This is a genomic window from Priestia sp. TSO9 (genome assembly GCF_021029645.1).
GTDB lineage: Bacteria > Bacillota > Bacilli > Bacillales > Bacillaceae_H > Priestia > Priestia megaterium_E.
This window is the reverse complement of sequence record NZ_JAJEKD010000015.1, coordinates 1,387,349-1,412,478: the sequence shown is the minus strand read 5'-3', so window position 1 is coordinate 1,412,478 and position 25,130 is coordinate 1,387,349. Positions and strand designations below refer to the sequence as shown.

Sequence of the window (25,130 nt, the reverse complement as noted above, 5' to 3'; positions counted from 1 at the left end):
TTCTATTCGTGTTAATAAAGAATAGAGTATTTTATCACACTAAAAAGAAACCAACATGTAGGAGTCTAGAAAATGAAATTTAAAATTGGGTACCGGACAATTAAAACAGCCGTCGGTACATCACTGGCTATTATTATAGCTCAGTTCTTTCACCTCGAGTTTTTTGTATCAGCTGGAATTATCACCATTTTGTGCATTCAAAATTCAAAGAAAAAATCGTTGCGAAGTGCAAGCGATCGTTTTATTGCTTGTTCTTTGTCCATTCTGTTTTCGTTTATATTCTTTGAAGGGATTGCTTATCATCCAATTGTTATAGGACTGATGCTGCTTTTGTTTATCCCGGTTACGGTTATATTCAAAGTTAATGCAGGCATTGTTACAAGCTCCGTTATTTTGCTTCATATTTACTCCAAAGGCAATATGACATGGGGAATCGTCTTTAATGAACTTGGCTTAATTGTAATTGGGATAGGTGTTGCCCTGCTTGTGAATTTATACATGCCAAGTTTAGATCAAGAGCTTCGCACGTATCAGCAAGAAATTGAAGAGAATTTCCGGTCGATGTTAAAAGAAATTGCCCTGTATCTCAGAACCAATGACAGCAGTTGGGACGGTAAGGAAATTGCAGATACGGTAAAAATTTTAGAAAAAGCAAAAAGCCTTGCGTTTCGTGATGTAGAAAATCATTTTGTGCGTGGGGAAAACTATTATTACCGCTATTTTAAAATTCGTGAAAAACAGCTTGAAATTATTGAGCGAACGCTTCCTCTCATTACCGCTATTGATTTGGTGGTAGAACAGCGCTACATGATTGCCGATTTCATTGAAGAATTAAGTCTATCCATCCACCCCGGTAATACAGCAAAATTATTTTTAGCCAAACTTCAGCATTTACGAGAAGCGTTTGCAGAGATGCCACTTCCAAAAACGCGGGAAGAGTTTGAAGCGCGTGCCGATTTACTGCACGTAGTCAAAGAAATTGAACAATATTTAGTTATTAAACAAACCTTAAAAATAAGTTAAACAGCATGCATGTTGTTTATCTTGCTTACGAACACTAAATAAGACAAGAGATATCTCTCTCGTCTTATTTAGGACTAACGTAAGGTGGTGGATTACGTGCATGTGTTTGCTTTTATCCTTTTACTACTATCTCCGGTTTGGCCATTAGGAGAAAATCCGTTGCCAAATGATCCTTATATTATTATTAATAAACAAAGCAATGAGCTTGCTTATATTCAAAATAAAGAAATTAAACAAATTATTAAAGTAGCAACGGGGAAAACAGTTAATCTGACGCCCGAAGGGGAGTTCACCGTAACAGTAAAAGCTGTTAATCCTTATTATCGGAGAAGTAATATCGAAGGAGGCGCTCCTCAAAATCCTCTAGGTGTAAGGTGGATTGGGTTTGATGCAAGAGAGACTGACGGACGTATTTATGGCATTCACGGTACAAATCAGCCGGATTCCATCGGTAAATATGTATCGAATGGCTGCATTCGCGTAGAAAATCGTGAAGTAAGCCATTTATATGACCAAGTCCCGTTAGGTACAAAAGTATGGATTGTATCTACAGATCAATCTTTTGAAGAGTTAGCCGCTCAAAAAGGCATTGTGAATATACAGCAAAAGACTGGTGACTAGTCACCAGTCTTTTTTATATGTTTGCACTGCACACAGAAACAGCAGTGCAGCTATGTTTTTAGTCATCGGTTCCGATTAAAACCACATGGCAAGTCCAGCTAAAAGCGTAGATATTAACATGACAAGAAGCATTAAAAACACAATGGTTTTTTGGATTTTCTTATTAGACATACAACCAAAGTCCTCCTACACGTTTTTTTCTTATTTTACATGTCTTCCGCTGCTTAGACAAGCAACTTTCTGTAGATACGCGAGCAGGAGATTTCTTTTGTTTTCAAGAATATGTGTAAATGAAAACGCTTTTTTAAGAGGTGAGAAAGTGATAAAAGGAATTGATCACATAGGAATAGCTGTAAAATCAATTGAAGGCAGCCTCCCGTTTTATGAAAAGGTATTAGGACTGTCTCTATTAAAAGTAGAAGAAGTAGAAGAACAAGGAGTAAAAGTTGCTTTTATTCAGTGCGGCAACGTAAAAATTGAATTATTAGAGCCGCTCTTTGAAGACAGTGCGGTCGGCGCGTTTATCAAAAAGAGAGGTGAAGGTCTTCATCATGTTGCTTTAGGTGTGCGCACGATTGAAGAACGGATTAACGAGTTAAAGGAGAAGGGTGTACAAATGATTGACGATGTTCCGCGAAAAGGCGCAGGGGAAGCATCCATTGCTTTTTTGCATCCAAAGTCAGCAAACGGTGTTCTTTATGAGCTCTGTGAAAAAACACTAGAGGAGGAGAAGAAACATGGTTGACATTTATGATAAATTAAATGAATTGTACGATAAGCGCCGAAAGATCGAGTTAGGCGGTGGAGACGAAAAAATTGAAAAACAGCACCATAAAGGAAAACTAACGGCACGCGAACGAATTGAAATTCTTTTGGATGAACATACATTTGTCGAATTAAATCCGTTTATTGAACATCGGTGTGCGGATTTCAGTATGAATAATCAAGTAGGACCAGGAGACGGGGTAGTAACAGGTTACGGCAAGGTAAACGGTCGCTCAGTCTACTTGTTTTCGCAAGATTTTACAGTATTCGGAGGTGCGTTAGGTGAAATGCATGCTAAAAAAATTGCGCACGTAATGGACTTAGCGGCTAAAACAGGCGTGCCGTTTATTGGCTTAAATGATTCAGGCGGAGCTCGTATTCAAGAGGGCGTCATGTCTCTTGATGGATACGGTCATATTTTTTATCGAAATGCCATTTATTCGGGTGTCATGCCTCAAATATCTGTTATTATGGGTCCTTGTGCAGGCGGAGCCGTGTATTCACCGGCGATTACAGACTTTGTTTTTATGGTAGAAGAAACAAGTCAAATGTTCATTACAGGACCAAAAGTAATTGAAACGGTAACGGGAGAAAGCATTTCCTCTGAAAATCTTGGAGGAGCAGCTGTTCATAACGAAATTAGCGGTAATGCCCATTTTAGAGGTGCAACAGAACAAGAGGTGCTAGAACAAGTACGAACGCTCTTAAGCTATCTTCCTCAGTCTAGCCAAGAGCAGCCTCCTTTAGCTTCAAAGGCAGAGTGTGATCATTATCGTCCGGATTTATTAGACGTTGTCCCGTTTGATGCCGTGCGCCCCTACGATGTGCGTCAAGTCATTCACCAAGTAGTGGACGAGCACTCATTTTTTGAAGTGCAAAAAGACTTTGCAAGAAATATTGTCATTGGTTTTGCCCGCATAGATGGAAAAGTTGTCGGACTTGTGTGTAACCAGCCTAAAGTAATGGCAGGCAGTTTAGATATTAACTCCTCAGATAAAGCAGCAAGGTTTATTCGATTTTGCGATTCATTTAATATCGCACTTATTACATTTGAAGATGTTACAGGTTTCTTCCCAGGTATCAAGCAGGAACATGGCGGAATTATACGTCATGGTGCTAAAATTTTATATGCATACTCCGAAGCTACCGTTCCGAAAATCACGGTGATTTTGCGAAAGGCATACGGCGGTGCATACGTAGCTTTAAATAGTAAATCGATTGGAGCGGACCTTGTGTATTCGTGGCCGAATGCAGAAATCGCTGTTATGGGTCCTCAAGGTGCTGCAAATATTATCTTTGCAAACGACATTCGAGGTAGCGAAAACCCAGATGAAACAAGACACGAAAAAATTGAACAGTATCGCGAGAAATTTGCTAATCCTTACGTAGCGGCAAGCGCTGGAATGGTTGATGATGTTATTGATCCTAGGGAAACGCGAATAAAATTAATACAAGCACTTGAAATGTTGCACAATAAAAAGGAAGAGCGTCCAGCAAAGAAACATGGTAACATACCATTGTAGGTTATTTTTGGAGGGATTACATATTATGATTAATGAACAACGAATCGTTGATTTATTTATTGAATTAGTACAAGTAGACTCAGAAACAAAGCATGAAGAAAAAATTGCTGTTGTACTAAAAGAAAAATTTACCGCATTAGGCGTCGAAGTAGTAGAAGATGATGCTAAAGAAAAAACGGGCCACGGAGCTAACAACTTAATCTGCACACTGCCAGCTACAAAAGAAGGCGTAGACACAATCTACTTTACTTCTCATATGGATACAGTCGTACCTGGAAACGGTATTAAACCATCTATTGAAGATGGGTATATTAAAAGTGACGGCACGACAATTCTTGGAGCGGATGATAAAGCAGGCTTAGCAGCAATGCTAGAAGCCATCACCGTATTAAAAGAAGAAAACATCGCGCACGGCAAAATTGAATTTATTATTACAGTAGGAGAAGAATCTGGCTTAGTGGGCGCTAAAGCTCTTGATTCCAGTCTTGTAACGGCAAAATTCGGCTATGCTTTAGATAGCGATGGCAAAGTGGGAGACATTATTGTTGCTGCGCCGACGCAAGCAAAAGTGAATGCAACAATTTATGGAAAAACAGCTCATGCAGGTGTAGCTCCTGAACGAGGTGTTTCTGCTATTACGATTGCTTCAAGAGCCATTTCTAAAATGCCGCTTGGACGTATTGATGAAGAGACTACAGCGAATATTGGACGTTTTGAAGGTGGAACGCAAACGAATATCGTGTGTGACCGCGTCGATATTTTAGCAGAAGCTCGTTCATTAATTCCGGAAAAAATGGAAGCACAAGTAGCGAAAATGAAAGAAGCGTTTGAAACAGCTGCACAAGAAATGGGCGGACGTGCAGAAGTTGATATTAAAGTGATGTATCCAGGCTTTAAATTCGGTGAGGGAGATCATGTTGTCGAAGTTGCTAAAAAAGCCGTGGCTAATATCGATCGTCCTTCACGCCTGCTTCAAAGCGGAGGCGGAAGCGATGCAAATGTAATCGCAGGCTTTGATATTCCAACAGTAAATTTAGCAGTTGGTTATGAAGACATTCATACAACAAATGAAAAAATTCCGGTAGAAGAACTGGTGAAGACATCTGAACTAGTAGTGTCGATTATTAAAGAAGTAGCAAAATAATAGTTGCAGCCTTGCTTTTATATAAAAGCAAGGCTTTTTACATAGTGAATAGTAAATAGTCTGAATCTTTTAACATAATGTATAATGAAGAAAAGACGGTCGTTTTGTACAATAAAGTTAGTAATACATTTTACCAAAGTAGAAGTTGAAAATAACGTATATAAAAAATATGTAAGCGCTTTCAATCTGAGCTTTATCAACAGATATCCTTGGGAGGTTGATGCAATGCGGTCACAGGAAAGTTTGCAGTCCATCATTCAAAACTTTAATGAAGTAGAAAAAGGGTTGTCAAATAGAGAAGCAGTCGAAGAATCTAATCGATGTTTGTACTGTTATGATGCACCCTGTATTCAGGCATGCCCTACAGGAATTGACATCCCGACGTTTATTAAAAAAATTGCATCGGGCAATTTAAAAGGGTCTGCCGAAACGATTATGTCTTCTAATCCCGTAGGAGCAAGCTGTTCGAGAGTCTGTCCGACTGATGAACTATGCGAAGGAGCGTGCGTGCTTAATCATTCAACCAAACCAATTATGATTGGAGATTTGCAGCGCTACGCAACGGATTGGGCTATTCAAAATGAACAGGTGCTGTTTGAAAAAGGAAAAGCAAACGGCAAAAAGGTAGCAATTGTTGGCGGAGGTCCGGCTGGTCTCTCTGCAGCAAGAGAACTGGCGCGATTTGGGTATGACGTAACCATTTTTGAAGCGGAAAAACAAGCAGGAGGGTTAAATACATATGGAATCGTGTCGTTTCGTCTTCCTCAAGCGATTTCATTCTGGGAAGTTGAACAAGTAAAAAGCTTAGATGTGAAAATTAAAACAAACGTAAGAATTGGAGAAGATATTCTTCCAAGCGAATTGCTGCAGTCGTATGATGCTGTTGTATTAGCTATTGGTATGAGCAAGGTGCCTTCTCTACATGTTGAAGGTGAAGAGCTAGACGGTGTGTATGACGCGATTGATTTTGTGAAAAAAACGAAGTCAGAAGCGTTATCAACAGAATTTGTGGGTAAGCGTGTTGCTGTCATTGGTGCGGGAAATACTGCGATTGATGGTGCTACGTGTTCCGTGCGCTTGGGGGCTGAAAATGTTCAAATTTTATACCGTCGTACACGAGAAGAAATGACGGCTTATGATTTTGAATTTGAATTTGCAAAACAAGATGGTGTGGAATTCCGCTGGTTAACGGCTCCTATACGAATTATTGGAGATGAAAATGGTAAGGTGAGCGGAATTGAATGTGTAAAAATGACCCTAACAGATCCAGATGCAGACGGCCGAAGAAAGCCTGTTCCTATTGAAGGTTCAACGTTTACCATTCCAGTCGATGCTGTTGTTAAAGCAATTGGTCAAGAACGGTACCTGTCTTTAATTCAACAATTTCAGCTGCATCATGAAGACGGAGTTGTCTTAATTAATCAAGAGACGTTTCAAACATCCAATCCAAAAGTATTTGCTTGCGGAGACGTTATTTTTGGTAAAGGGCAAGGAGAAGCAATGGTTGTGACCGCTGCTCAGCAAGGAAAACAAACGGCGTTAAATATTCATATGCAGTTAACAAAAGAAACAATGGAAACAGCTTAAAATCAGGAGGAGGAGAAATCTATGGCAGATTTAACAACAAATTTAGCAGGTATTCAATCACCAAATCCGTTTTGGCTGGCATCCGCACCGCCAACCAATTCAGGTTATCAAGTGCAGCGTGCATTTGAAGCAGGATGGGGAGGCGCAGTTTGGAAAACGCTTGGTGATCCGATTTTAAATGTTTCCTCTCGATTTGCTGCCGTTGGCTTCAACGGTCAGCGCGTAGCCGGCTTTAATAATATTGAGTTAATCACCGATCGTCCGCTTGAAGTTAATTTGAAGGAAATCTATGAAACGAAAAAGAAGTTTCCTAACCACGCAATTATTGCTTCTCTTATGGTAGAGCCTCAGCAAGAAAAATGGCATGAGATTGTCAAAAAAGTAGAAGACGTAGGAGTGGATGGATTAGAGCTGAACTTTGGCTGTCCGCATGGAATGGCAGAACGAGGGATGGGTGCTGCCTCTGGGCAAGTCCCTGATTTGGTTGAAAAACAAACGTATTGGGCTAAAGAAGTTGCCCAAACGCCGGTTATTGTTAAATTAACCCCAAATATCACAGATATCACCGTTACAGCAGAAGCAGCGGTTCGAGGCGGTGCTGACGCTGTGAGCATGATTAACACTATTAATAGTTTAGCAGGAGTAGACATTCATTCATGGAATACGATTCCACACGTAGCAGGAAAAGGCGCTCACGGAGGTTATTGCGGCCCGGCTGTTAAGCCGATTGCATTAAACATGGTTGCTGAATGTGCAAGAAGTCCGTTTATTAACGTTCCAATATCAGGTATGGGAGGCGTTTCGAACTGGCAGGAAGCCGTCGAATTTATGCTCATGGGTGCTACAGGTGTGCAAGTATGTACAGCGGCTATGCATCACGGGTTCCGCATTGTAGAGGATATGATTCAAGGTCTCAATTATTATTTGGATGAAAGAGGAATCGAAAAAGTAAGTGATATTGTAGGGAAAGCCGTTTCAAAATATTCCGACTGGGGCAACTTAGATCTCAATTATAAAGTAGTGGCTCGCATCGATCCGGATACGTGTATTAACTGCAACAAGTGTCATATTTCTTGTGAAGATACTTCTCACCAATGTATTGATATGCTGAAAGATCCTTCAGGGAAATCTTATTTAAAAGTACGAGAAGAAGATTGTGTAGGCTGTAATTTATGTTCGATTGTATGTCCGGTGGACGGGGCTATATCCATGGTTGAATTACCAAATGAACAGCCTCCAATGACGTGGAATGAACGCCAAGCTGTTTTACAAGCGACGGCTGCACAGCGATTAGACGTATAAAGACAAAGGGGATGAAGAAATGAAGAAAATCGTTAAAAATGGTGTGGTAGTCACAGCAACAGATACGTATAAAGCCGATATTTTAATTGAAAATGGAGTTATTTCGGCAATTGGCTCGGCATTTGAAGAGCAGGGCTGTGAAGTGATTGATGCAAAAGGCAACTATGTATTTCCGGGAGGGATCGATCCTCATACTCATTTAGATATGCCATTTGGAGGCACCGTTACAAAAGATGACTTTGAAACAGGTACAAGAGCAGCAGCTTTTGGAGGTACGACAACTGTTATTGATTTTTGCTTAACCAATAAAGGCGAACCGCTGCAAAAAGCGATCGGCACATGGCATGAAAAATCAAAAGGGAAAGCGGCTATCGATTATAGCTTTCATCTAATGATTGGCGAAATCACGGAAGATGTATTAAATGAACTTCCTACAATTATTGAAAAAGAAGGAATTACTTCTTTTAAAGTATTCATGGCCTATAAAAATGTTTTTCAAGCAGACGATGCTACCCTTTATCAAACGCTAGTGCAAGCTAAAAAACTAGGGGCGCTTGTGATGGTACATGCTGAAAATGGAGATGTTATTGAGTATTTAACGGCAAAAGCACTAGAACAAGGACAAACTGATCCTATCTATCATGCACTGACTCGCCCTCCAGAAATAGAAGGAGAAGCTACGGGAAGAGCCGCGGTGCTAACGGAGCTGGCTGACTCACAGCTCTATGTTGTTCACGTGTCGTGCGCTGAAGCGGTTAAAAAGATTGCTGAAGCAAGGGAAAAAGGCGTAAATATCTGGGGTGAAACGTGTCCGCAGTATTTGACGCTTGACCAAACCTATTTAGAGAAACCGAATTTTGAAGGAGCAAAATACGTATGGTCACCGCCTTTACGTGAAAAATGGAACCAAGATGTTTTGTGGAATGCTTTGCGTAATGGCGACTTGCAAACGATTGGATCTGATCAGTGTTCATTTGATTTTAACGGTCAAAAAGATCTGGGGAAAGGAGATTTTACGAAGATTCCAAACGGAGGACCTATTATCGAGGATCGCATGAGTATTTTATTTTCAGAAGGAGTAGTGAAGAAACGAATTAATATCAATCAGTTTGTTGATATAACATCAACAAAAATTGCTAAGCTGTTCGGACTGTACCCGAAAAAAGGAACAATAGCGGTTGGCGCAGACGCGGATCTGCTTATATTTGATCCATCTGTTGAACGTACGATTTCAGCAAACACGCATCATATGGCAGTCGATTATAGCGCATTTGAGGGAATGAAAGTCACAGGTGAGCCGGTTTCAGTACTTTGCCGCGGGGCATTTATCGTAAAAGATAAGCAGTTTGTCGGTCAAAAAGGCTACGGACAATTTACAAAACGAGCAAAGTTTAATGAGTTAAACACGGCTAACGAAGCTGAAAAATTAATGTTATAAAAACAGATGCAAAAATAGATCGGAGGCAGGGAAGTGTCAAGTTACCATGAATATATGGCAGAGCGAGAAAAGATTGATTTTTTGCTGCAAAAAGGATTCAAAATAACGGCCGTAACAGAGAATCTAAGCGGGGCGTTTGTGACGTTTGAACGCACCGAAAATAACCAAACCGAACAAGAAACACTTCATATATTGACGGCGGATGCTAGAAAATATTTTTCATCCGTACTGATTCAACAAGTATAAAAATGGAGGCTAGGACAAAATTATTTTAGCTGAAGGAAGATCCGAACGATGAATCGTTCGGATTTTTTATTGGTAGAGTGAACGTAGATTTCATATATATAAGCGCTTTCAGATGTTGATTGGAGTAATTTAATTATGTTTCAATCTCTTTATTTGTTTACTAATACCTATAAGTTTTTTACTATATTGGCTGACAAAAGTGATCCGTTTGTGTGTTTTTTTCGTTTTGGATGTGAAACAAAATAACTAGATATTATCCATTCACTGTATTACAGTTGTTACATTTCGTTTACATCGAAAGAGAAAAGGTTTAGTTATCTAGTAAATTGTAGTAAATATTAGAGTAGAACGTTTTCAAACTAAATCTATTAAATACGAAAAGGGTGTGACACGGATGGATCAAGCTATGCAGTGTATGACACAGGAAGAAACAAAAATTATTGATAAATTAAAAATGGAAATGTTAAATGCAGTGTCACTACAAGATTTGCGGTTTTATAAAAAAGAAATTCACCGAATTAAAGAACAAGCGGTTAAACGCCACGGTTTTTTTAATAAATTACAGCAAACAGCTCAGAAGCTGTAACGATCCATTATCGTTACGGCTTTTTTCGTTTCTTTTATTAAATATTTTATTTCTTCTAAATATTTAATATAATGTAAGAAGATATAGCTTTTGTTCTACACATATGCGAAATACGCGTTAATGATCCAGGAGACATGATGTGAAATTCGCTAGGGGCGGTGTTGACTTGAAATCATATTTAACAGTAACAGAGATTTTAACAAGGAAACATTTTGTAAACTGTGAAGTAATAGCTGGAGAGAACGGGCTTACTAATTCTGTGAAGTGGGTGCACGTGATGGAAGTGACGCGCATCAATGAGCTGCTAAAAGGAAACGAGCTCATTTTATCAACAGGGGTAGGCTGGGGAGAAGATTCTCAATCTTGTTTATCATTTCTTCGGCAATTAATTTCTTGTAAGGCATCAGGACTGTGTATTGAACTTGGCACTTATACTTCTAAGATTCCGCAAATTGTCATCGATAAAGCGAACGAATGTGATTTTCCGATTATTTTATTTCACGAGGAAGTTCCGTTCGTTGAAATTACGCAAGATGTTCACTCGCTTTTAATTAATCAGCACTATCAAATGATTTCCGACTTAGAACAGTATTCTCATAGGCTAAATCAGCTGCTGTTAACAGTTAATGATCCGGCCCTCATCTTACAGTGTTTATATGAATCTACGGGGCTTCTTGTCGGCCTTAAAGTTTCAAATGAATTACTTACCTTTGCTCCGGAGATGGACTTGCTCAAACAGCAGCTTCTACTTCATTATATAAGCAGGGAAAATGGAAGTCCGCATTTTACTGAGCAGCCTATTCATTTATTAGGACAAGATTATGCTCAGCTGTATGTCGCTTCTATAAATGAAGCATTAACAGAACTTGAAGTGCTCACCGTTGACCGAACGGCGACTGCACTTGCTCAGCATTTTTTGAAGGACCTGTATGTCGAAGAGAAAAAAAGAGTAGATGAAACCGAATGGATGACGAAATGGATGAACGGAGAGTTAACTCTTGAACAAATAAAAGACTCTATGCACGAAGTGTGTTCAGATTCTCCTATCCGCGGAGGTGTCGTTGTTTGCTGTAAGTGGCAAAGGCGGGAGAAGTTTGATCGAACGTATTTTAAGCTGATCTTGCGAAGCATTTTTGAACAAGAAGGCTTTCACTTATTAGTCTCCGAGCGAAATCGCGAAGTATTATTTATTCTTTTGAACAAACGAATGGTTAGCACGTGGAGAGAGAGACTAGAAAACAGCCTTCATCGCTGGATGAATCAATATGAATCGGATGAAAATTCAAAGAGGAACGCCATTAGCTTTATCGGAATTGGCCAATACTGTGAACAGCTTGACTGCATGCATAAAAGCTATGAAACGGCTAAAGAAACGATTTCGATTCAAGAAATGCTGCAAAAACAAACCATTATTCATTTTTATGATGATTTGCATATGTACCGGATTATTTCGCTTTTACATCAGCATGAAGACTTACAGGAAGTGGTGTTTGAATATCTGCAGCCCGTTATTACATATGATGAAACGTATAATGCAAAACTCATGGAAACATTAAAAATTTATTTAGCATGCAACGGATCTAAACAAGAGACGGCTAAGCGTTTATACATTGTCCGGCAAACGCTGTATCACCGTATTGAAAAATTAGAAAAGCTGTTGGGTGAAGACTTTATGGAGCCGGAAAAACGACTGGCAATCGAGTTTATGATCATGGCATATGAATATTTGTTTATGATGAAAAAGTCGCGTGCGGAATTTATAAACGGATAAGTAAGCAGCTGGAAACAGCTGTTTTTTTATGTTGAGGAGGATTTTACTATATGTTCATTTTAGTTCATGCTTTCTCCTAGTTCACTGCGCAAAATGTGAAACGAGAATCTAGAGTTGTTTCACATTTTGTCTAATGCAACCACCATTTATTTATTCAATAATAAAGGTAGATTTGTCATTTCTTATTTTTTGAGGAGGCCAAGCGATATGTCAGTTGTGAATAATGATACGCAAGTTTTAAAAAATTACGTGGGCGGAAAATGGGTTGATACGGGAGGGGGAAAATTTGGAGAGGTAATTAATCCATCGACGGGCGAAGTCATTGCAAAAGTACCGCTTTCTACAAAAGAAGACGTAGCCAATGCGGTGGAAACAGCTCAAAAAACATTTGAAACATGGCGTAACGTTCCTGCTCCAAAACGAGCAAGATTAATGTTTGCGTTTCAGCATTTACTCGTTAAGCATCATGAAGAGTTAGCTAAATTAGTTGTACAAGAAAACGGCAAGGCTTTCAAAGAAGCTTACGGTGAAGTACAGCGCGGTATTGAATGCGTGGAGTTTGCCGCGGGTGCTCCTACTTTATTAATGGGAGAATCATTAAATAACATAGCGGAAGAAATCGATTCTGAGATGTTCCGTTTTCCACTGGGTGTCGTTGGCGGCATCACACCTTTTAACTTTCCGATGATGGTACCGCTTTGGATGTTTCCTCTCGCCATTGTATGTGGAAATGCGTTTGTATTAAAACCGTCTGAGCGAACGCCGCTTTTAGCAACGCGACTTGCTGAACTTTTTACAGAAGCAGGAGCACCGGATGGATTATTAAATATTGTGCACGGGGCACACGATGTCGTGAACGGATTAATAGAGCATGAAAAAGTTAAAGCGATTTCATTCGTCGGATCGCAGCCGGTAGCAAAATATGTTTATGAACAAGCTGCTGCTCAAGGGAAACGAGTTCAGGCTTTATCTGGAGCTAAAAATCACCATGTTGTGATGCCAGACTGCGATATGGATAAAGCGGTATCACATATTATCAGCTCGGCTTATGGAAGTGCCGGCCAGCGCTGCATGGCGTGCAGCGCCGTGATCGTGGTTGGTGAAAAAGGCGATGAATTCGTCGCAAAATTAAAACAAAAAGCAGATGAATTAATTATGGGAAGCGGATTTGATGATGAAGTGCTTCTAACGCCTGTGATTCGAAAAGAGCACCGTGATAAGGTGCTGGATTATATTGAACTTGGCATGAAAGAAGGAGCGGAACTCATTCGTGACGGACGTAAAGAAATGGATGAGCATACGGAAGGCAACTTCTTAGGGGCAACAATTTTTGACCGCGTAACTCCTGATATGACCATTGCTAAAGAAGAAATTTTTGCACCTGTACTCAGCTTGCTTCGCGCTGACACATTAGATGAAGCACTTCGCTATATGGAAAAATCCCGTTTTGGAAATGGAGCAACGATTTATACAAAAGATGCAAAAGCGGTGCGTCAATTTAGAGAAGAAGCAGATGCGGGTATGCTCGGTATTAACGTAGGAGTACCTGCTACAATGGCTTTCTTCCCATTCTCCGGTTGGAAAGACTCTTTTTACGGAGATTTGCATGTCAACGGCAAAGACGGTTTGAACTTCTTTACACGTAAAAAGATGGTTACATCACGCTTTGACTTTTAACATATAGATGAATATAGCAAGTGGCTTCGGCATTTTGTCGAAGTCTTTTCATACAGAAAAAAATACCGCGCTAGCGATTTGGGAGTGGATAAGATGGTACAGGTCAGTCAAAATGAAAAAGATCTGCGTGCAAAAGATGAGCAGTATGTATGGCATGGAATGAAACCATACAGTCCGGATGCAACAATGGTTGCTACAAAAGCAAAAGGTGCTTGGATTACAGATGAACAAGGAAATCGTTATTTAGATGCAATGGCAGGGCTTTGGTGTGTAAATACCGGGTATGGACGGGATGAGTTAGCGCTCGCAGCCTATGAGCAGCTAAAAGAACTGGCTTATTTTCCACTCACTCAATCGCACGTACCTGCTATCAAACTGGCAGAGAAGCTAAATGAAATGCTAGGTGATGACTATGTTATCTTCTTTTCAAATAGCGGATCTGAAGCAAATGAAACGGCTTTTAAAATTGTGCGTCAGTACCATCAGCAAAAAGGAGAGCATTCTCGCTACAAATTTATTTCGCGTTACCGAGGGTATCACGGAAATTCAATGGGCGCACTAGCAGCAACCGGTCAAGCTCAGCGTAAATATAAATATGAACCGCTTGCCCCTGGCTTTATTCACGTTGCCCCGCCTGATTCGTACCGAGGGCAAGATGACTACGATGCACCGAAAGAAAATCTTCAATCTGTAAAAGATATTGACAACGTTATGACGTGGGAGCTAAGTGAAACGATTGCCGCTGTTATTATGGAGCCAATTATTACAGGAGGAGGAATTCTTTTACCGCCTCAAAATTATATGAAAGGCGTAAAAGAAACGTGTGAAAAACACGGTGCACTTTTAATTGCAGATGAAGTTATTTGCGGCTTTGGACGTACAGGAGAAGCCTTTGGTTTTATGAATTACGATGTAAAACCAGATATCATTACCATGGCAAAAGGAATTACAAGCGCATATCTTCCGCTCTCTGCAACTGCTGTTAAAAAAGAAATTTATGAAGCGTTCAAAGATAGCGATCAGTACGAGTATTTTCGCCATGTTAATACATTTGGAGGAAGCCCGGCTGCGTGTGCACTGGCATTAAAGAATTTAGAAATTATGGAAAGAGAAAATCTTTTTGACCGTTCTAAACAGCTCGGAGCTTACGTATTAAGTGAGCTAAAGCCGCTTATCGATAGCCACCCATACGTTGGAGACGTAAGGGGTAAAGGGCTTTTAATTGGAATTGAACTTGTAGCTGATAAACAAACGAAGGAACCGTTAGACGTTAATCTTGTAAATGAAGTGATTGCTAAATGCAAAAGCAAAGGAGTGATTATTGGGAAAAATGGAGCAACGGTGGCCGGCTATAATAATGTTCTCACGCTCTCACCGCCGCTTAACATTGAGGAAAGTGATATTGAGCTGTTATTAGCTACTATTACGTATGCGCTTGACAGCATCAAATAGGTAAGTTTGCAAAAAGCCTGTATAATATACTTACAGGCTTTTTGTGCGTGTGAAGGAGGAAGTAGAAAATGGAATTGTTATTTTTAGGGACGGGTGCAGGAGTACCGGCGAAACAGCGGAATGTTTCATCTCTTGCGCTCGAACTTTTGCAAGAAAGAGGGGCGGTGTGGCTTTTTGATTGTGGAGAAGCAACGCAGCATCAAATTTTACATACAACCGTTAAACCGAGGCGGATTGAGAAAATTTTTATTACGCACCTTCACGGTGATCATATTTACGGATTGCCTGGACTCCTTGGAAGCCGTTCCTTTCAAGGTGGAGAATCGCAGCTTACTGTATACGGGCCAAAAGGAATTAAAGAATTTATTGAAGTCACGCTGGCTGTAAGTCAAACTCATCTGCAATATCCTCTAGAGGTTGTTGAAATAGAAGAGGACAGTGAAAGTGGAACGATTTTTGAAGATGAAACTTTTTCAGTGGAGTTTGGCAAGCTTGAACATGGCATTTTATCTTATGGATATCGAGTTGTCGAAAAAGATTTGCCAGGATCACTGGATGTTCAGCGTTTAAAAGAGATGAATATTCCCCCGGGGCCTCATTATCAGCAGTTAAAAGAAGGGAAAGAAGTAGTATTAAAAGATGGGCGTATAATCAATGGTCAAGAATTTGTAGGAGAGCCTAAAAAAGGGAAGGTCATCACGGTTTTAGGAGATACAAGAAAGTGCATGCAAAGTGTTCAGCTTGCTATGGATGCGAATGTATTAGTCCATGAAGCTACTTTTTCAGCGGGAGACGAGGAGCTTGCTTACAACTATTTTCATTCTACTGCAAAAGAAGCTGCTGAAATTGCTAAAACAGCATCGGCCGAGCATCTTATTTTATCTCATATTAGTTCGCGTTACCAAGGAGACGCAGTCAGCCAGCTAGCAGAAGGAGCAAAAGAAATTTTTCCGAATACCGACATAGCAGAAGACTTGAAGCGGTTTACGATTTCATAAAAAAAGACGAGGATATCCTCGTCTTTTTTTACCATCCGCGTTCGTACTGAACGGGTGCTGAAATTGTTTCATTTAGCTCTTTTGCCGCCGTGCGCGGGAAGTATGGATCGCGCAGAAGTTCGCGCGCAACAAAAATTAAATCAGCGCGTTCGCTTTGTAAAATCTCTTCTGCTTGTCGTCCAGTTGTAATTAGCCCAACAGCGCCTGTATCAATATTAGCTTGCTGCTTGATTTTATCTGCAAACGGCACTTGATAGCCAGGGTATACGTTGATTGGAGCGTGTACCAGAGCACCGGAACTAACGTCAATTAAGTCGACGCCTTGTTCTTTCATCCATTTTGCAAATACAACGTGATCATCGACTGTTAATCCGCCTTCTGTATAGTCAGAAGCAGAAACACGGACAAATAAAGGGCCGTCCCACTCTGTTTTCACAGCTTCAATAATTTCCTTTAAGAAACGATAGCGGTTTTCAGCGCTGCCGCCATATTCGTCGCTGCGCTTATTGCTTAGCGGCGATAGAAATTGATGTACTAAATAACCGTGTGCCGCATGAAGTTCGATAATATCAAATCCAGCTTCTTTTGAACGTCGAGCGCTTTCTTTAAAGGCAGAAATCGTTTCATGAATTTGTTCTGTGGTCATTTCCACAGGTTTTTTACTTTTATCATCAAAAGCAATAGCGGAAGGAGCATAAATATCGCCTTCAACAGTTGCTTTACGTCCTGCGTGTGCAAGTTGAATAGCTGTTTTTGCACCGTTTTCTTTTAGCTGTGTCACAAGTTTCGTTAATCCATCTTTTTGCTCATCATTCCAAATTCCCAAGTCTTGAGCTGAAATACGACCTTGTGGCACGACAGCTGAGGCTTCAACCATAATGAGACCTACTTGTCCAAACGCACGAGTTGTGTAGTGAACCATATGAAAGTCAGTTATTACGCCGTCTTCCTTTTCGCATGAATACATGCACATTGGTGACATTACAATTCGGTTTTTTAATGTTACATCTTTCACTGTATAAGGTGAAAATAGTTTTGTTGTCATTCGGTTTAACCTCCAATTATTTCGATACTCTAAACAAAAGTTATTATATCACCGCATTGAATTTTCTTTCACATAATCTGCTTATCCATTTTTAATCATAAAAAACCTCTTTCTTTTTTTAGAAAGAGGTGAACCTTTACGAACGTTTACTCGAGATTTTTTCGTCAATCGTATCTCCTAAATATTTGGAGCGAATTGTAGCTTGTTCAATACACTGCATCATGGCTTCTTGGAAGTTATGAGAAATAAGCTGTTCGATTCCTGCTTCTGTTGTGCCGCCCGGACTCATCACTTCTTTTCGAAGTACGGCTGGCGTTTTAGGTGACTGTTTTAGCATTTCTGCAGCACCGATAAGAGTTTGAAGAATTAGTTCATTTGACACTGACGTATCCAAGCCTTGTTTTTCAGCTGCTTTTTCCATTGCTTCTACTAGATAGTAAACATACGCTGGGCCGCTTCCAGATAGTCCTGTTACAGCGTGAAGCTGCTCTTCCTCTACAGTTGTAACCGTACCAATCGTTTCAAATAAAGCAGTAGTAACGTTCATATGCTCTGCTGTAGCAAACTTGCCGGGTGCAATGGCTGTAGCCGATAATCCAATAGAGGCCGATGTATTTGGCATAGCTCTTACAACCGCTACTTCTTGGTCAAACAAGTTTACAATTGTGGCAGTCGATACACCTGCTAAAACAGAGAGAACGAGGTGGTGCGGACGAATATAAGACTTAATCGTATCGATGCTTTCCGCTACGTCTTTTGGTTTAATAGCAAGCACGACGATATCGCTTTTTTCGATTAACAAGGCATGATTACGCGTAATGTTAATTTCATAGGCGTTTCGAAGTTCGTGAAGTCTTTTATCGTTGCTATGATTTGTTACGGTGATTTGATTGGGGCGAAGCTTTTTATCTGACAGCAGCCCTGAGATCATAGCTTCAGCCATTGATCCAGCTCCAATAAAGGCGATGTTTAGATCCGTTTTCATTAAAAGTTCCTCCAGTCATTTGCTATCCAATGAAAACAGATACTGAGATTTCAGTATCTGTTAAAGGTTTGTGTTTGTGTATCTCTTCTTTATAAAATGCATAGTTATCTAAAGATATGAATAAAACTTCACTATATTTCTGTCATTATGCAATGAAAAAGAGAAGGATGTCAATGTAATTTTCAGAAAACGAATGCAATTGTATAAATAACAGGAAAAATCGTGTAAACTTAAAAGAAAATGCGATGGTAAAGGAGCAAAAATACAGATGAATGAGCAATTATATAAAATTGTGCTGCCTACTCCTTTTGCGGTAGGAGATGTGAATGTTTTTGTTATAAAAGGTCAGACCGTTACGCTAATCGATGCTGGTATTAAAACGGAGGCGGCGTGGTCTGTATTTAAAGAAAAGCTTAATGAAATAGGATTAAAACCAGATGATATTAAGCAAGTTGTCCTAACTCATCACCATCCTGATCACGTAGGAATGCTTGATTTTTTTGATAAAGATATCGCCATAGTCGGTCATGCGAAAAATCAGCCTTGGATCTCCCAAAATCCAGATTTTTTTGAGTGGTACGATGCGTTTTTTGAAGACCACTTTATGAAAGCCGGCGTAGATGAAAGGTTTCGCCCTTATTTAAAACGTTTAAAAGCATCAATGAAGTATTCATGTCACCGTTCTCTTACAACTTCTGTGCAGGAAGGAGACTACATTCCGGGCCTAGAGAGTTGGAAAGTACTTGAAGTACCCGGTCATGCTCAAAGCCATATTGCATTATACAATGAAAGAACAGCGGTTATGATTGGAGGAGATTTACTGTTAAAGCATATTTCATCTAATCCGCTTATTGAACCTCCTATGAAACCAAGCGGCGAGCGACCTAAAACGCTTCTTCAATATAATCATTCATTAAGACGTCTGCTTGACTTAGAGATAAACTGTATTTATACAGGTCATGGAGATGAAGTGTTACATGTTCGCGAACTTGTACAAGAGAGGTTACAAAAGCAGAGCGACCGAGCGGATAAAGTGCTTAGCATGATAAAAGAACGCCCTCAAACAGCGTTTGATATTTGTAAACAGCTATTTCCTACTATTTATGAAAAAGAACTAGGGCTAACTCTTTCTGAAACAATTGGTCAGCTCGATTTTTTAGAAGATGCAAATAAAATCAGTACACATGAAAAAGAAAGTACGCTTATTTATTCTGTGTGCTCTTAACTTATGAAAAAGGTGTGTTATATTTGAAATCCTCGTTAAAGAACCAACATGTCGTGATTACAGGCGCTTCAGGAGGTCTTGGAGAACATTTAGCTTATGAAGTGGCCAAAAGAGGGGGCGTCCCCGTTTTACTTGCACGTACAGAAGAAAAGCTGCACCGAGTAGCCGAGCAAATTAGTCAAAAGCATGGGATTACCTCTTACATATATAAAGCTGACGTAGCGAACGTAGAGGAAGTCAAAAGAGTTGTTCAGAAAATGATGAGTGAAATTAAGCGTGTGGATGTCCTGATTAATAATGCAGGTTTTGGTGTATTTGAAGAAGTGAAAGAAGCATCGATTACGACAATTGCCTCAATGTTTCAAGTCAATGTTATTGGATTAATTGCATGTACACAAGAAATTTTAGCTTATATGCTAAAAGAAAACAAAGGACATATTATTAACATTGCTTCTCAAGCAGGCAAACTTGCAACGCCTAAATCCAGTGGCTATTCAGCTTCTAAACATGCCGTGCTAGGGTTTACCAACAGCCTGCGAATGGAATTAGCGAAAACACATATCTATGTAACGGCAGTGAATCCAGGTCCTATTCAAACCAACTTCTTTTCAATAGCAGATCAATCAGGAAACTATGAAAAAAGCGTAGAAAAGTTTATGTTAACCCCTCAATACGTAGCTGAAAAAACGGTCAATATTATTGGGAAACCAAAACGAGAAGTCAACTTGCCTAAGTGGATGAATATAGGTTCGAAGGTGTATCAGCTTGCCCCGGGGCTCGTAGAAAAATTGGCAGGGGATGCGTTTAATAGAAAGTAACCTGTGCTTTAACCACAGGTTACCAATGTTTTTCGTTAACGATTTCGTTCAGTAAGGCTGTATTTGTATGAATCTACTGCTCATCTAAAATTTTTGCAGCGCGCACACAAGAGTCGAATTTCCCTTTATGGTTTCCGTCGCAAAAGGGCATCTTTTGCGACTGGCCACATCGGCATAGTGAAAATGTCGGCTTTGTTTCAAATTTGTTGCCGTCTGCATCAATTAATTCAACGTCTCCAGTGACACGGAAAGAGCCGTTATCCATTACTTTAATTTGTACTTTTGACATAAAAAAACCTCCTTTTTGTACACATCTATATGAAGCGCCAGAGTTTAATGAAAGCGAGATGTGTATTATACTCATTATATAAGCAATTTTCGTTTGTTTATACAATTAGTTTAAAAGGAGTTAAAGGAAAATGAATATTACCTTTACTGATAAAGCGATAGCAAAAGTACAAGAAAAGTACGGGAAAGATTCTTCACTATATTTAAAATTAAAATACGATACGGATGGATGCGGCTGTGTTGTGAGCGGCGTAACGACGCTATGGATTGTTGATGAAAAAGAGAGCGATGATGTAACCATTGAGACGAATTTTGTTCCTGTTCTTGTCGAAAAAACAAAGCAAGTATTTTTAGATGATAATATGACGATTGACTACAATGAAAGTGCATATGCGTTTATGCTAAAATGTCCTTCTCAAATTTTAAATCCGCGCATGTCATTTATCGATAAAACAAAAGAAGCGCTTTAAAGCGCTTCTTTTTGTGTTTTTTCTAAGAATTCTTCAATAACATGTTCATATTCCACTGGATTATCAGCATACGAGCGGGCGTGAGTGCCTATAGGTGCTAAGTACATCCGTTTTGCTCCCATTTTTTTGGCATGCAGCTGCTCCGTCATTTTAGGAAGAATATAGTCATCTTCTTTGCTGTGAATAAATAGAACAGGATGTTTGATTTGATCTACGACTGAAATGGGTGATACGTCTTTGAATGAGTAGCCTTCTCGCCATTTTAAAATAATATTAGCTGCTGGCATCACAAGCTGTTTTGGTAAGTGGAAATCTTGTTTTAAGCGATAGGCAAGAAGTTCTTCCAAGTCAGAGAAAGGACAGTCGACAATATAAAAATCAGCTCCGTCTTCCATTCCAGCATACAAAAGAGTGGTCGCAGCTCCCATAGACTCCCCGTGAATCCCGAGGGAAATAGTTGGACCGAATTGTTCTTTTACCCAGTGAACAACGGATTGAAGGTCCAGTTTTTCATAATAGCCGTAGCTCGTTGTTTTCCCTTCAGACTTGCCGTGTCGGCGATGATCATAAAGAACGACGTTCCATCCAAGCTTTAGAAAAAGCCGAGCATATTTCATAGAGTTCAGTGAATGAACTGTAACTCCGTGCGAAAGAATCATAAATCGGTTGTTTTCGTGTTGTTTAATAACGGTCCCAGCTATGTTATAGCCTAGAGAAGAAGGAAGCACAAATGCTTCTTTAGGAAGAGTGCTATAGACTTTCTCATCATAAAAGCCATCTTCCGTATCGCGGTCAATAATAACTTTGTCGGTCTTTTTACGGATGTACATCATTTGATTTGTAAAAAAGATGCCAAGAGCGGCAAATGCTCCGAAAACACTTCCTATTAATAATAGCCATTTTTTCATGATTAGCGGCTCCTTTTGTTAATATAGCTATTATTTATTATAGCATCGCTCTCATAAAAACCTAATTTTTAACGCTGTGCAAATAAAGAGTATTGCTTGCTTTCAATCGGTCTTGAAATGTGAGGAGCGATAAAAGCGACCGCTTCGAGCAGCTTTTCTTCATTAATAGAAGTGGAAATACCCATTTCATGAAGCATAAAGACGAGATCTTCTGTAGCTACGTTTCCCGTTGCTCCCTTAGCGAATGGACATCCGCCTAACCCGCCAGCGGATGAATCGAACCTGTTAATACCGGCTTGCAGAGCTGCATAGATATTTGCAATGGCTAATCCTCTCGTATCGTGAAAGTGCGCAGCAAGTAGCGTGTGGGGAAAGTTTTGTTTTAATTTCGAGAAAAGTGAAAATACATCTTTAGGGTTTGCCATACCAATTGTATCGGCAACACTTAGCTCATTCACTCCAGCTTCCACAAAGCTTTCGCAAAGGGCCAGCACGTCGCGTTCATGTATTTTTCCTTCATACGGGCAATAAAAGGCGGTGGAAATGCAAGTTCGAATAAAACATTCTTGCTGCTTGAGCTGCTGAATGAGAGGAAGCAGCGTTTGTACAGCTTCTTTGGTGTTTTTGTTAATATTTTTTTGATTAAAAGTATCGCTTACGCCAATAAACAGCGCAACGGAGCGGCAATTAGCTTGCAGTGCTTTTTCCAAGCCTTTTTGGTTTGGCACAAGTACAATGTTTCGACACGTATCAGACTGAAATGTATTTGCAACAGTAGAAGCATCTTTCATTTGAGGAACCCATTTTGGAGAAACAAAGGATGTAATTTCGATTTCGGATAGTCCAGCTTCTTTTAATTTTTTGATAAAATTAATTTTTTTTTCAGTTGGAACAAAATTTTTTTCATTTTGAAGTCCATCTCGTGGACCAACTTCTATAATTGTTACTTTTTCAGGAAATCCCATAAACCGCTCTCCTTCCACATTGTAAACGCTTACTAATATTCATTTTAATTCTAAAAAATTAAAATTCAATAAAAATTATAAATTTTTACAAAAAAAGAGGAATTTCGCAAGCGATGTCGAAATTAATACAGGTGACAGTTAATCACAGTAATCAAACAGTAAGGAGAGGTTTTCGACATGGGTCAAACAGAAGTAGTCATTGTAAGCGCTGTACGTACAGCAATCGGCAGCTTTGGGGGAAGCTTACAAAATGTATCCGCAACAACTTTAGGTGGTACTGTAATTAAAGAAGCTTTAAACAAAGTAGGGGTATCAGCAAACGAAGTAGATGAAGTTATCATGGGAAATGTCCTACAAGCAGGTTTAGGACAAAATCCAGCACGACAAGCAACTTTAGCAGCAGGTTTACCTGAAACTGTTTCAGCATTAACCATCAATAAAGTATGCGGATCAGGACTAAAAGCAGTACATCTCGCTACACAAGCGATTCTTGCTGGGGATGCTGATGTGATTGTTGCTGGTGGAATGGAAAACATGAGCCAAGCACCATACTTATTAAAAAATGCACGCAACGGGTTTAAAATGGGCGACCAAAAAGTAGTTGACAGTATGATTCAAGATGGATTATGGTGTGCATTTAACGACTACCATATGGGCGTTACAGCTGAAAATCTGTGTGATAAATATGAAATTACTCGTGACGAACAAGATGCGTTTGCAGCTTCAAGTCAGCAAAAAGCAGAAGCAGCTATTCAATCTGGTCGTTTCAAAGATGAAATCGTGCCAGTAGAAGTGCCTGGAAGAAAAGGTCAAGTAACTGTTTTTGAACAAGATGAGTTCCCACGTGCAGGCACAACGGCTGAAAGCTTAGGGAAACTACGTCCAGCCTTCAAAAAAGACGGTTCTGTAACAGCTGGTAATGCATCTGGTATCAATGACGGTGCAGCGGCAGTAGTGGTAATGAGCCGTAAAAAAGCAGACGAGTTAGGCCTAACACCATTAGTGTCAATTAAAGGTAATGCAACTGCCGGAGTAGACCCAAGCATTATGGGAATCGGTCCTGTAAGCGCAGTGAAAAAGGCGCTTGAAAAAGCTGCTGTTTCATTAGAAGATGTTCAATTAGTAGAAGCAAACGAAGCATTCGCTGCACAGTCAATCGCTGTGGATCGTGAACTTCAATTTAATCATGATATTTTAAATGTAAACGGTGGAGCAATTGCGCTTGGACATCCTATTGGTGCAAGTGGTGCACGTGTCCTAGTTTCACTTATTCATGAAATGCAAAAACGCGACGCAAAACTTGGGTTAGCAACGTTATGTATTGGCGGAGGCCAAGGCGTTGCAACAATCGTTGAACGTCCTTAATTTGATATAGTTTTAACAAACATTAAAGCTATATCACAACGCCACAGATTCCAAACATACAGCTTTGGAACTCGTGGCGTTTTTGTTTTTTCTTTAATTTGTCTAGTAATATAACTTTTTTGACAAAAAAATGATTAAATTATAATTTTCAGTTATATATATATTTAAAAAGAAATAAAAATCTTTTATAATAGATTAGAAAGCGTTTTCAAAAATAACGAAGGGGTGGTTATGTATGAAACAAGTACATACGTCGTTTAAAGAAGCGGTGGAAGATATTCACGACGGTGCTACGATTATGGTCGGTGGTTTTGGTTTATGTGGAATTCCGGAGAATTTGATTTTAGCGTTAGTTGAAACAGGGGTAAAAGATCTAACCGTAATTTCAAATAACTGCGGCGTAGACGACTGGGGACTTGGACTGCTTCTGAAAAACAAACAAATTAAAAAGATGATTGGTTCTTACGTGGGAGAAAATAAAGAGTTTGAAAGACAAGTATTGTCAGGAGAAATTGAAGTAGAATTGCTGCCTCAAGGCACGCTAGCTGAAAAGATTCGCGCCGGCGGAGCAGGCATACCTGCATTTTATACACCAGCGGGAGTGGGAACACCCATTGCTGAAGGAAAAGAAGTTCGTGTGTTTGATGGAAAAGAATATTTACTAGAAGAGGCGTTAAAAGCTGATTTTAGTTTGGTCAGAGCTTGGAAAGCCGATCATATGGGGAACTTAGTGTATAACAAGACAGCGCGCAATTTTAGCCCAATGATTGCAGCAGCAGGAAAAGTGACGATAGCAGAAGTGGAGGAACTTCATTCAACAGGCTCACTTGATCCAAATATTATCCACACACCTAGTGTATATGTTCAATCGTTAATTATTGGTGAACAAGAAAAACGTATTGAGCGTTTAACCGTTCAAAAATAACAA

The 25,130-nt window shown here is 39.7% G+C and carries 25 protein-coding genes; 19 read left to right on the top strand and 6 right to left on the bottom strand.

Features of this window, described 5'->3' with window-relative positions; genetic code table 11:
- Positions 1-72: 72 nt before the first annotated feature.
- Together LJC66_RS22480 and LJC66_RS22475 are read left to right on the top strand one after the other, a co-directional pair.
- Complete coding sequence (locus LJC66_RS22480) at positions 73-1,023, top strand: aromatic acid exporter family protein (protein ID WP_230933565.1); 951 nt, start codon at positions 73-75, stop codon at positions 1,021-1,023.
- 96 nt (positions 1,024-1,119) lie between these two features.
- Positions 1,120-1,644 (top strand): L,D-transpeptidase, encoded by a 525-nt coding sequence (locus LJC66_RS22475; RefSeq protein WP_014458269.1) that lies wholly within the window; start codon positions 1,120-1,122, stop codon positions 1,642-1,644.
- 75 nt (positions 1,645-1,719) lie between these two features.
- Here LJC66_RS22475 and prli42 read toward each other — a convergent pair whose 3' ends face one another.
- Positions 1,720-1,815 carry a stressosome-associated protein Prli42 gene (prli42, locus tag LJC66_RS22470; RefSeq protein WP_149917156.1) on the bottom strand — a complete coding sequence of 32 codons (96 nt, stop codon included), beginning with the start codon at positions 1,813-1,815 and terminating at the stop codon, positions 1,720-1,722.
- A gap of 148 nt (positions 1,816-1,963) precedes the next feature.
- Between prli42 and mce the strand changes: the two genes are divergently transcribed.
- From mce to rnz, 12 genes are all read left to right on the top strand, one after another.
- Entirely contained in the window at positions 1,964-2,389 is a 426-nt protein-coding gene (mce, locus tag LJC66_RS22465) for a methylmalonyl-CoA epimerase (RefSeq protein WP_028411573.1), read from the top strand.
- Positions 2,382-3,932: an acyl-CoA carboxylase subunit beta gene (locus LJC66_RS22460; RefSeq protein ID WP_230933564.1), complete on the top strand. Its 1,551-nt coding sequence runs from the start codon at positions 2,382-2,384 to the stop codon at positions 3,930-3,932. The genes mce and LJC66_RS22460 overlap by 8 nt, the downstream gene beginning before the upstream one ends.
- Before the next feature lie 25 nt (positions 3,933-3,957).
- Complete coding sequence (locus LJC66_RS22455; protein ID WP_050688173.1) at positions 3,958-5,076, top strand: tripeptidase T; 1,119 nt, start codon at positions 3,958-3,960, stop codon at positions 5,074-5,076.
- 225 nt (positions 5,077-5,301) lie between these two features.
- Positions 5,302-6,663 (top strand): NAD(P)-dependent oxidoreductase, encoded by a 1,362-nt coding sequence (locus LJC66_RS22450; RefSeq protein WP_230933563.1) that lies wholly within the window; start codon positions 5,302-5,304, stop codon positions 6,661-6,663.
- A 21-nt stretch (positions 6,664-6,684) separates the two neighbouring features.
- Entirely contained in the window at positions 6,685-7,965 is a 1,281-nt protein-coding gene (gene preA, locus LJC66_RS22445; RefSeq protein ID WP_164796470.1) for an NAD-dependent dihydropyrimidine dehydrogenase subunit PreA, read from the top strand.
- 19 nt (positions 7,966-7,984) lie between these two features.
- Complete coding sequence (gene hydA / locus LJC66_RS22440) at positions 7,985-9,403, top strand: dihydropyrimidinase (RefSeq protein WP_230933562.1); 1,419 nt, start codon at positions 7,985-7,987, stop codon at positions 9,401-9,403.
- A 33-nt stretch (positions 9,404-9,436) separates the two neighbouring features.
- Positions 9,437-9,649, top strand: a complete 213-nt coding sequence (locus tag LJC66_RS22435; RefSeq protein WP_013084958.1) for a hypothetical protein — start codon at positions 9,437-9,439, stop codon at positions 9,647-9,649.
- Positions 9,650-10,043: 394 nt separating this feature from the next.
- Positions 10,044-10,235, top strand: coding sequence for a hypothetical protein (locus LJC66_RS22430; RefSeq protein ID WP_098249282.1), 192 nt, complete (start codon positions 10,044-10,046; stop codon positions 10,233-10,235).
- Positions 10,236-10,374: 139 nt separating this feature from the next.
- A complete protein-coding gene (locus LJC66_RS22425) occupies positions 10,375-12,006 on the top strand; it encodes a PucR family transcriptional regulator (RefSeq protein WP_230933561.1) in 1,632 nt (543 codons plus the stop codon).
- 207 nt (positions 12,007-12,213) lie between these two features.
- A complete protein-coding gene (locus tag LJC66_RS22420; RefSeq protein WP_195695924.1) occupies positions 12,214-13,683 on the top strand; it encodes a CoA-acylating methylmalonate-semialdehyde dehydrogenase in 1,470 nt (489 codons plus the stop codon).
- Between the two features lie 93 nt (positions 13,684-13,776).
- A complete protein-coding gene (locus tag LJC66_RS22415; RefSeq protein WP_195695925.1) occupies positions 13,777-15,135 on the top strand; it encodes an aspartate aminotransferase family protein in 1,359 nt (452 codons plus the stop codon).
- 68 nt (positions 15,136-15,203) lie between these two features.
- Entirely contained in the window at positions 15,204-16,133 is a 930-nt protein-coding gene (rnz, locus tag LJC66_RS22410; RefSeq protein WP_195695926.1) for a ribonuclease Z, read from the top strand.
- A gap of 28 nt (positions 16,134-16,161) precedes the next feature.
- Here rnz and namA read toward each other — a convergent pair whose 3' ends face one another.
- The gene (gene namA / locus LJC66_RS22405) at positions 16,162-17,178 is read right to left on the bottom strand and encodes an NADPH dehydrogenase NamA (protein WP_230933560.1); all 1,017 of its coding nucleotides are present in this window, start codon (positions 17,176-17,178) and stop codon (positions 16,162-16,164) included.
- 136 nt (positions 17,179-17,314) lie between these two features.
- Entirely contained in the window at positions 17,315-18,163 is an 849-nt protein-coding gene (proI, locus tag LJC66_RS22400) for a pyrroline-5-carboxylate reductase ProI (protein WP_013059097.1), read from the bottom strand.
- A 268-nt stretch (positions 18,164-18,431) separates the two neighbouring features.
- Here proI and LJC66_RS22395 point away from each other — a divergent pair, with 268 nt between their 5' ends.
- Positions 18,432-19,388 (top strand): MBL fold metallo-hydrolase, encoded by a 957-nt coding sequence (locus tag LJC66_RS22395; protein WP_016765515.1) that lies wholly within the window; start codon positions 18,432-18,434, stop codon positions 19,386-19,388.
- A gap of 23 nt (positions 19,389-19,411) precedes the next feature.
- Complete coding sequence (locus LJC66_RS22390) at positions 19,412-20,206, top strand: SDR family NAD(P)-dependent oxidoreductase (RefSeq protein WP_195695928.1); 795 nt, start codon at positions 19,412-19,414, stop codon at positions 20,204-20,206.
- 73 nt (positions 20,207-20,279) lie between these two features.
- Here LJC66_RS22390 and LJC66_RS22385 read toward each other — a convergent pair whose 3' ends face one another.
- Entirely contained in the window at positions 20,280-20,495 is a 216-nt protein-coding gene (locus tag LJC66_RS22385; protein ID WP_013059094.1) for a CDGSH iron-sulfur domain-containing protein, read from the bottom strand.
- Positions 20,496-20,625: 130 nt separating this feature from the next.
- Between LJC66_RS22385 and LJC66_RS22380 the strand changes: the two genes are divergently transcribed.
- On the top strand, positions 20,626-20,964 hold the full coding sequence (locus LJC66_RS22380; protein WP_028410692.1) for an iron-sulfur cluster biosynthesis family protein: 339 nt from the start codon (positions 20,626-20,628) through the stop codon (positions 20,962-20,964).
- On the opposite strand, the gene LJC66_RS22375 is transcribed toward LJC66_RS22380, so the two are convergent.
- Both LJC66_RS22375 and LJC66_RS22370 read right to left on the bottom strand, forming a co-directional pair.
- A complete protein-coding gene (locus LJC66_RS22375; protein ID WP_153255366.1) occupies positions 20,961-21,872 on the bottom strand; it encodes an alpha/beta hydrolase in 912 nt (303 codons plus the stop codon). The two genes, LJC66_RS22380 and LJC66_RS22375, sit on opposite strands and share 4 nt — an antisense overlap.
- 68 nt (positions 21,873-21,940) lie before the next feature.
- Positions 21,941-22,837 carry a hydroxymethylglutaryl-CoA lyase gene (locus LJC66_RS22370; protein WP_115654891.1) on the bottom strand — a complete coding sequence of 299 codons (897 nt, stop codon included), beginning with the start codon at positions 22,835-22,837 and terminating at the stop codon, positions 21,941-21,943.
- A gap of 177 nt (positions 22,838-23,014) precedes the next feature.
- On the opposite strand from LJC66_RS22370, the gene LJC66_RS22365 reads away from it, so the two are divergent.
- Both LJC66_RS22365 and LJC66_RS22360 read left to right on the top strand, forming a co-directional pair.
- Positions 23,015-24,202, top strand: coding sequence for an acetyl-CoA C-acetyltransferase (locus tag LJC66_RS22365; protein ID WP_028410695.1), 1,188 nt, complete (start codon positions 23,015-23,017; stop codon positions 24,200-24,202).
- 235 nt (positions 24,203-24,437) lie between these two features.
- Entirely contained in the window at positions 24,438-25,127 is a 690-nt protein-coding gene (locus LJC66_RS22360; protein WP_195695929.1) for a CoA transferase subunit A, read from the top strand.
- The last annotated feature ends 3 nt before the right edge of the window (positions 25,128-25,130 follow it).

Coding starts and splice junctions, on each gene's coding strand:
- LJC66_RS22480 (WP_230933565.1), top strand. CDS start 73: ATGAAATTTAAAATTGGGTACCGGACAATTAAAACAGCCGTCGGTACA.
- prli42 (WP_149917156.1), bottom strand. CDS start 1,815: ATGTCTAATAAGAAAATCCAAAAAACCATTGTGTTTTTAATGCTTCTT.
- LJC66_RS22460 (WP_230933564.1), top strand. CDS start 2,382: ATGGTTGACATTTATGATAAATTAAATGAATTGTACGATAAGCGCCGA.
- LJC66_RS22455 (WP_050688173.1), top strand. CDS start 3,958: ATGATTAATGAACAACGAATCGTTGATTTATTTATTGAATTAGTACAA.
- LJC66_RS22450 (WP_230933563.1), top strand. CDS start 5,302: ATGCGGTCACAGGAAAGTTTGCAGTCCATCATTCAAAACTTTAATGAA.
- preA (WP_164796470.1), top strand. CDS start 6,685: ATGGCAGATTTAACAACAAATTTAGCAGGTATTCAATCACCAAATCCG.
- hydA (WP_230933562.1), top strand. CDS start 7,985: ATGAAGAAAATCGTTAAAAATGGTGTGGTAGTCACAGCAACAGATACG.
- LJC66_RS22430 (WP_098249282.1), top strand. CDS start 10,044: ATGGATCAAGCTATGCAGTGTATGACACAGGAAGAAACAAAAATTATT.
- LJC66_RS22420 (WP_195695924.1), top strand. CDS start 12,214: ATGTCAGTTGTGAATAATGATACGCAAGTTTTAAAAAATTACGTGGGC.
- LJC66_RS22415 (WP_195695925.1), top strand. CDS start 13,777: ATGGTACAGGTCAGTCAAAATGAAAAAGATCTGCGTGCAAAAGATGAG.
- rnz (WP_195695926.1), top strand. CDS start 15,204: ATGGAATTGTTATTTTTAGGGACGGGTGCAGGAGTACCGGCGAAACAG.
- namA (WP_230933560.1), bottom strand. CDS start 17,178: ATGACAACAAAACTATTTTCACCTTATACAGTGAAAGATGTAACATTA.
- proI (WP_013059097.1), bottom strand. CDS start 18,163: ATGAAAACGGATCTAAACATCGCCTTTATTGGAGCTGGATCAATGGCT.
- LJC66_RS22395 (WP_016765515.1), top strand. CDS start 18,432: ATGAATGAGCAATTATATAAAATTGTGCTGCCTACTCCTTTTGCGGTA.
- LJC66_RS22385 (WP_013059094.1), bottom strand. CDS start 20,495: ATGTCAAAAGTACAAATTAAAGTAATGGATAACGGCTCTTTCCGTGTC.
- LJC66_RS22380 (WP_028410692.1), top strand. CDS start 20,626: ATGAATATTACCTTTACTGATAAAGCGATAGCAAAAGTACAAGAAAAG.
- LJC66_RS22375 (WP_153255366.1), bottom strand. CDS start 21,872: ATGAAAAAATGGCTATTATTAATAGGAAGTGTTTTCGGAGCATTTGCC.
- LJC66_RS22370 (WP_115654891.1), bottom strand. CDS start 22,837: ATGGGATTTCCTGAAAAAGTAACAATTATAGAAGTTGGTCCACGAGAT.
- LJC66_RS22365 (WP_028410695.1), top strand. CDS start 23,015: ATGGGTCAAACAGAAGTAGTCATTGTAAGCGCTGTACGTACAGCAATC.
- LJC66_RS22360 (WP_195695929.1), top strand. CDS start 24,438: ATGAAACAAGTACATACGTCGTTTAAAGAAGCGGTGGAAGATATTCAC.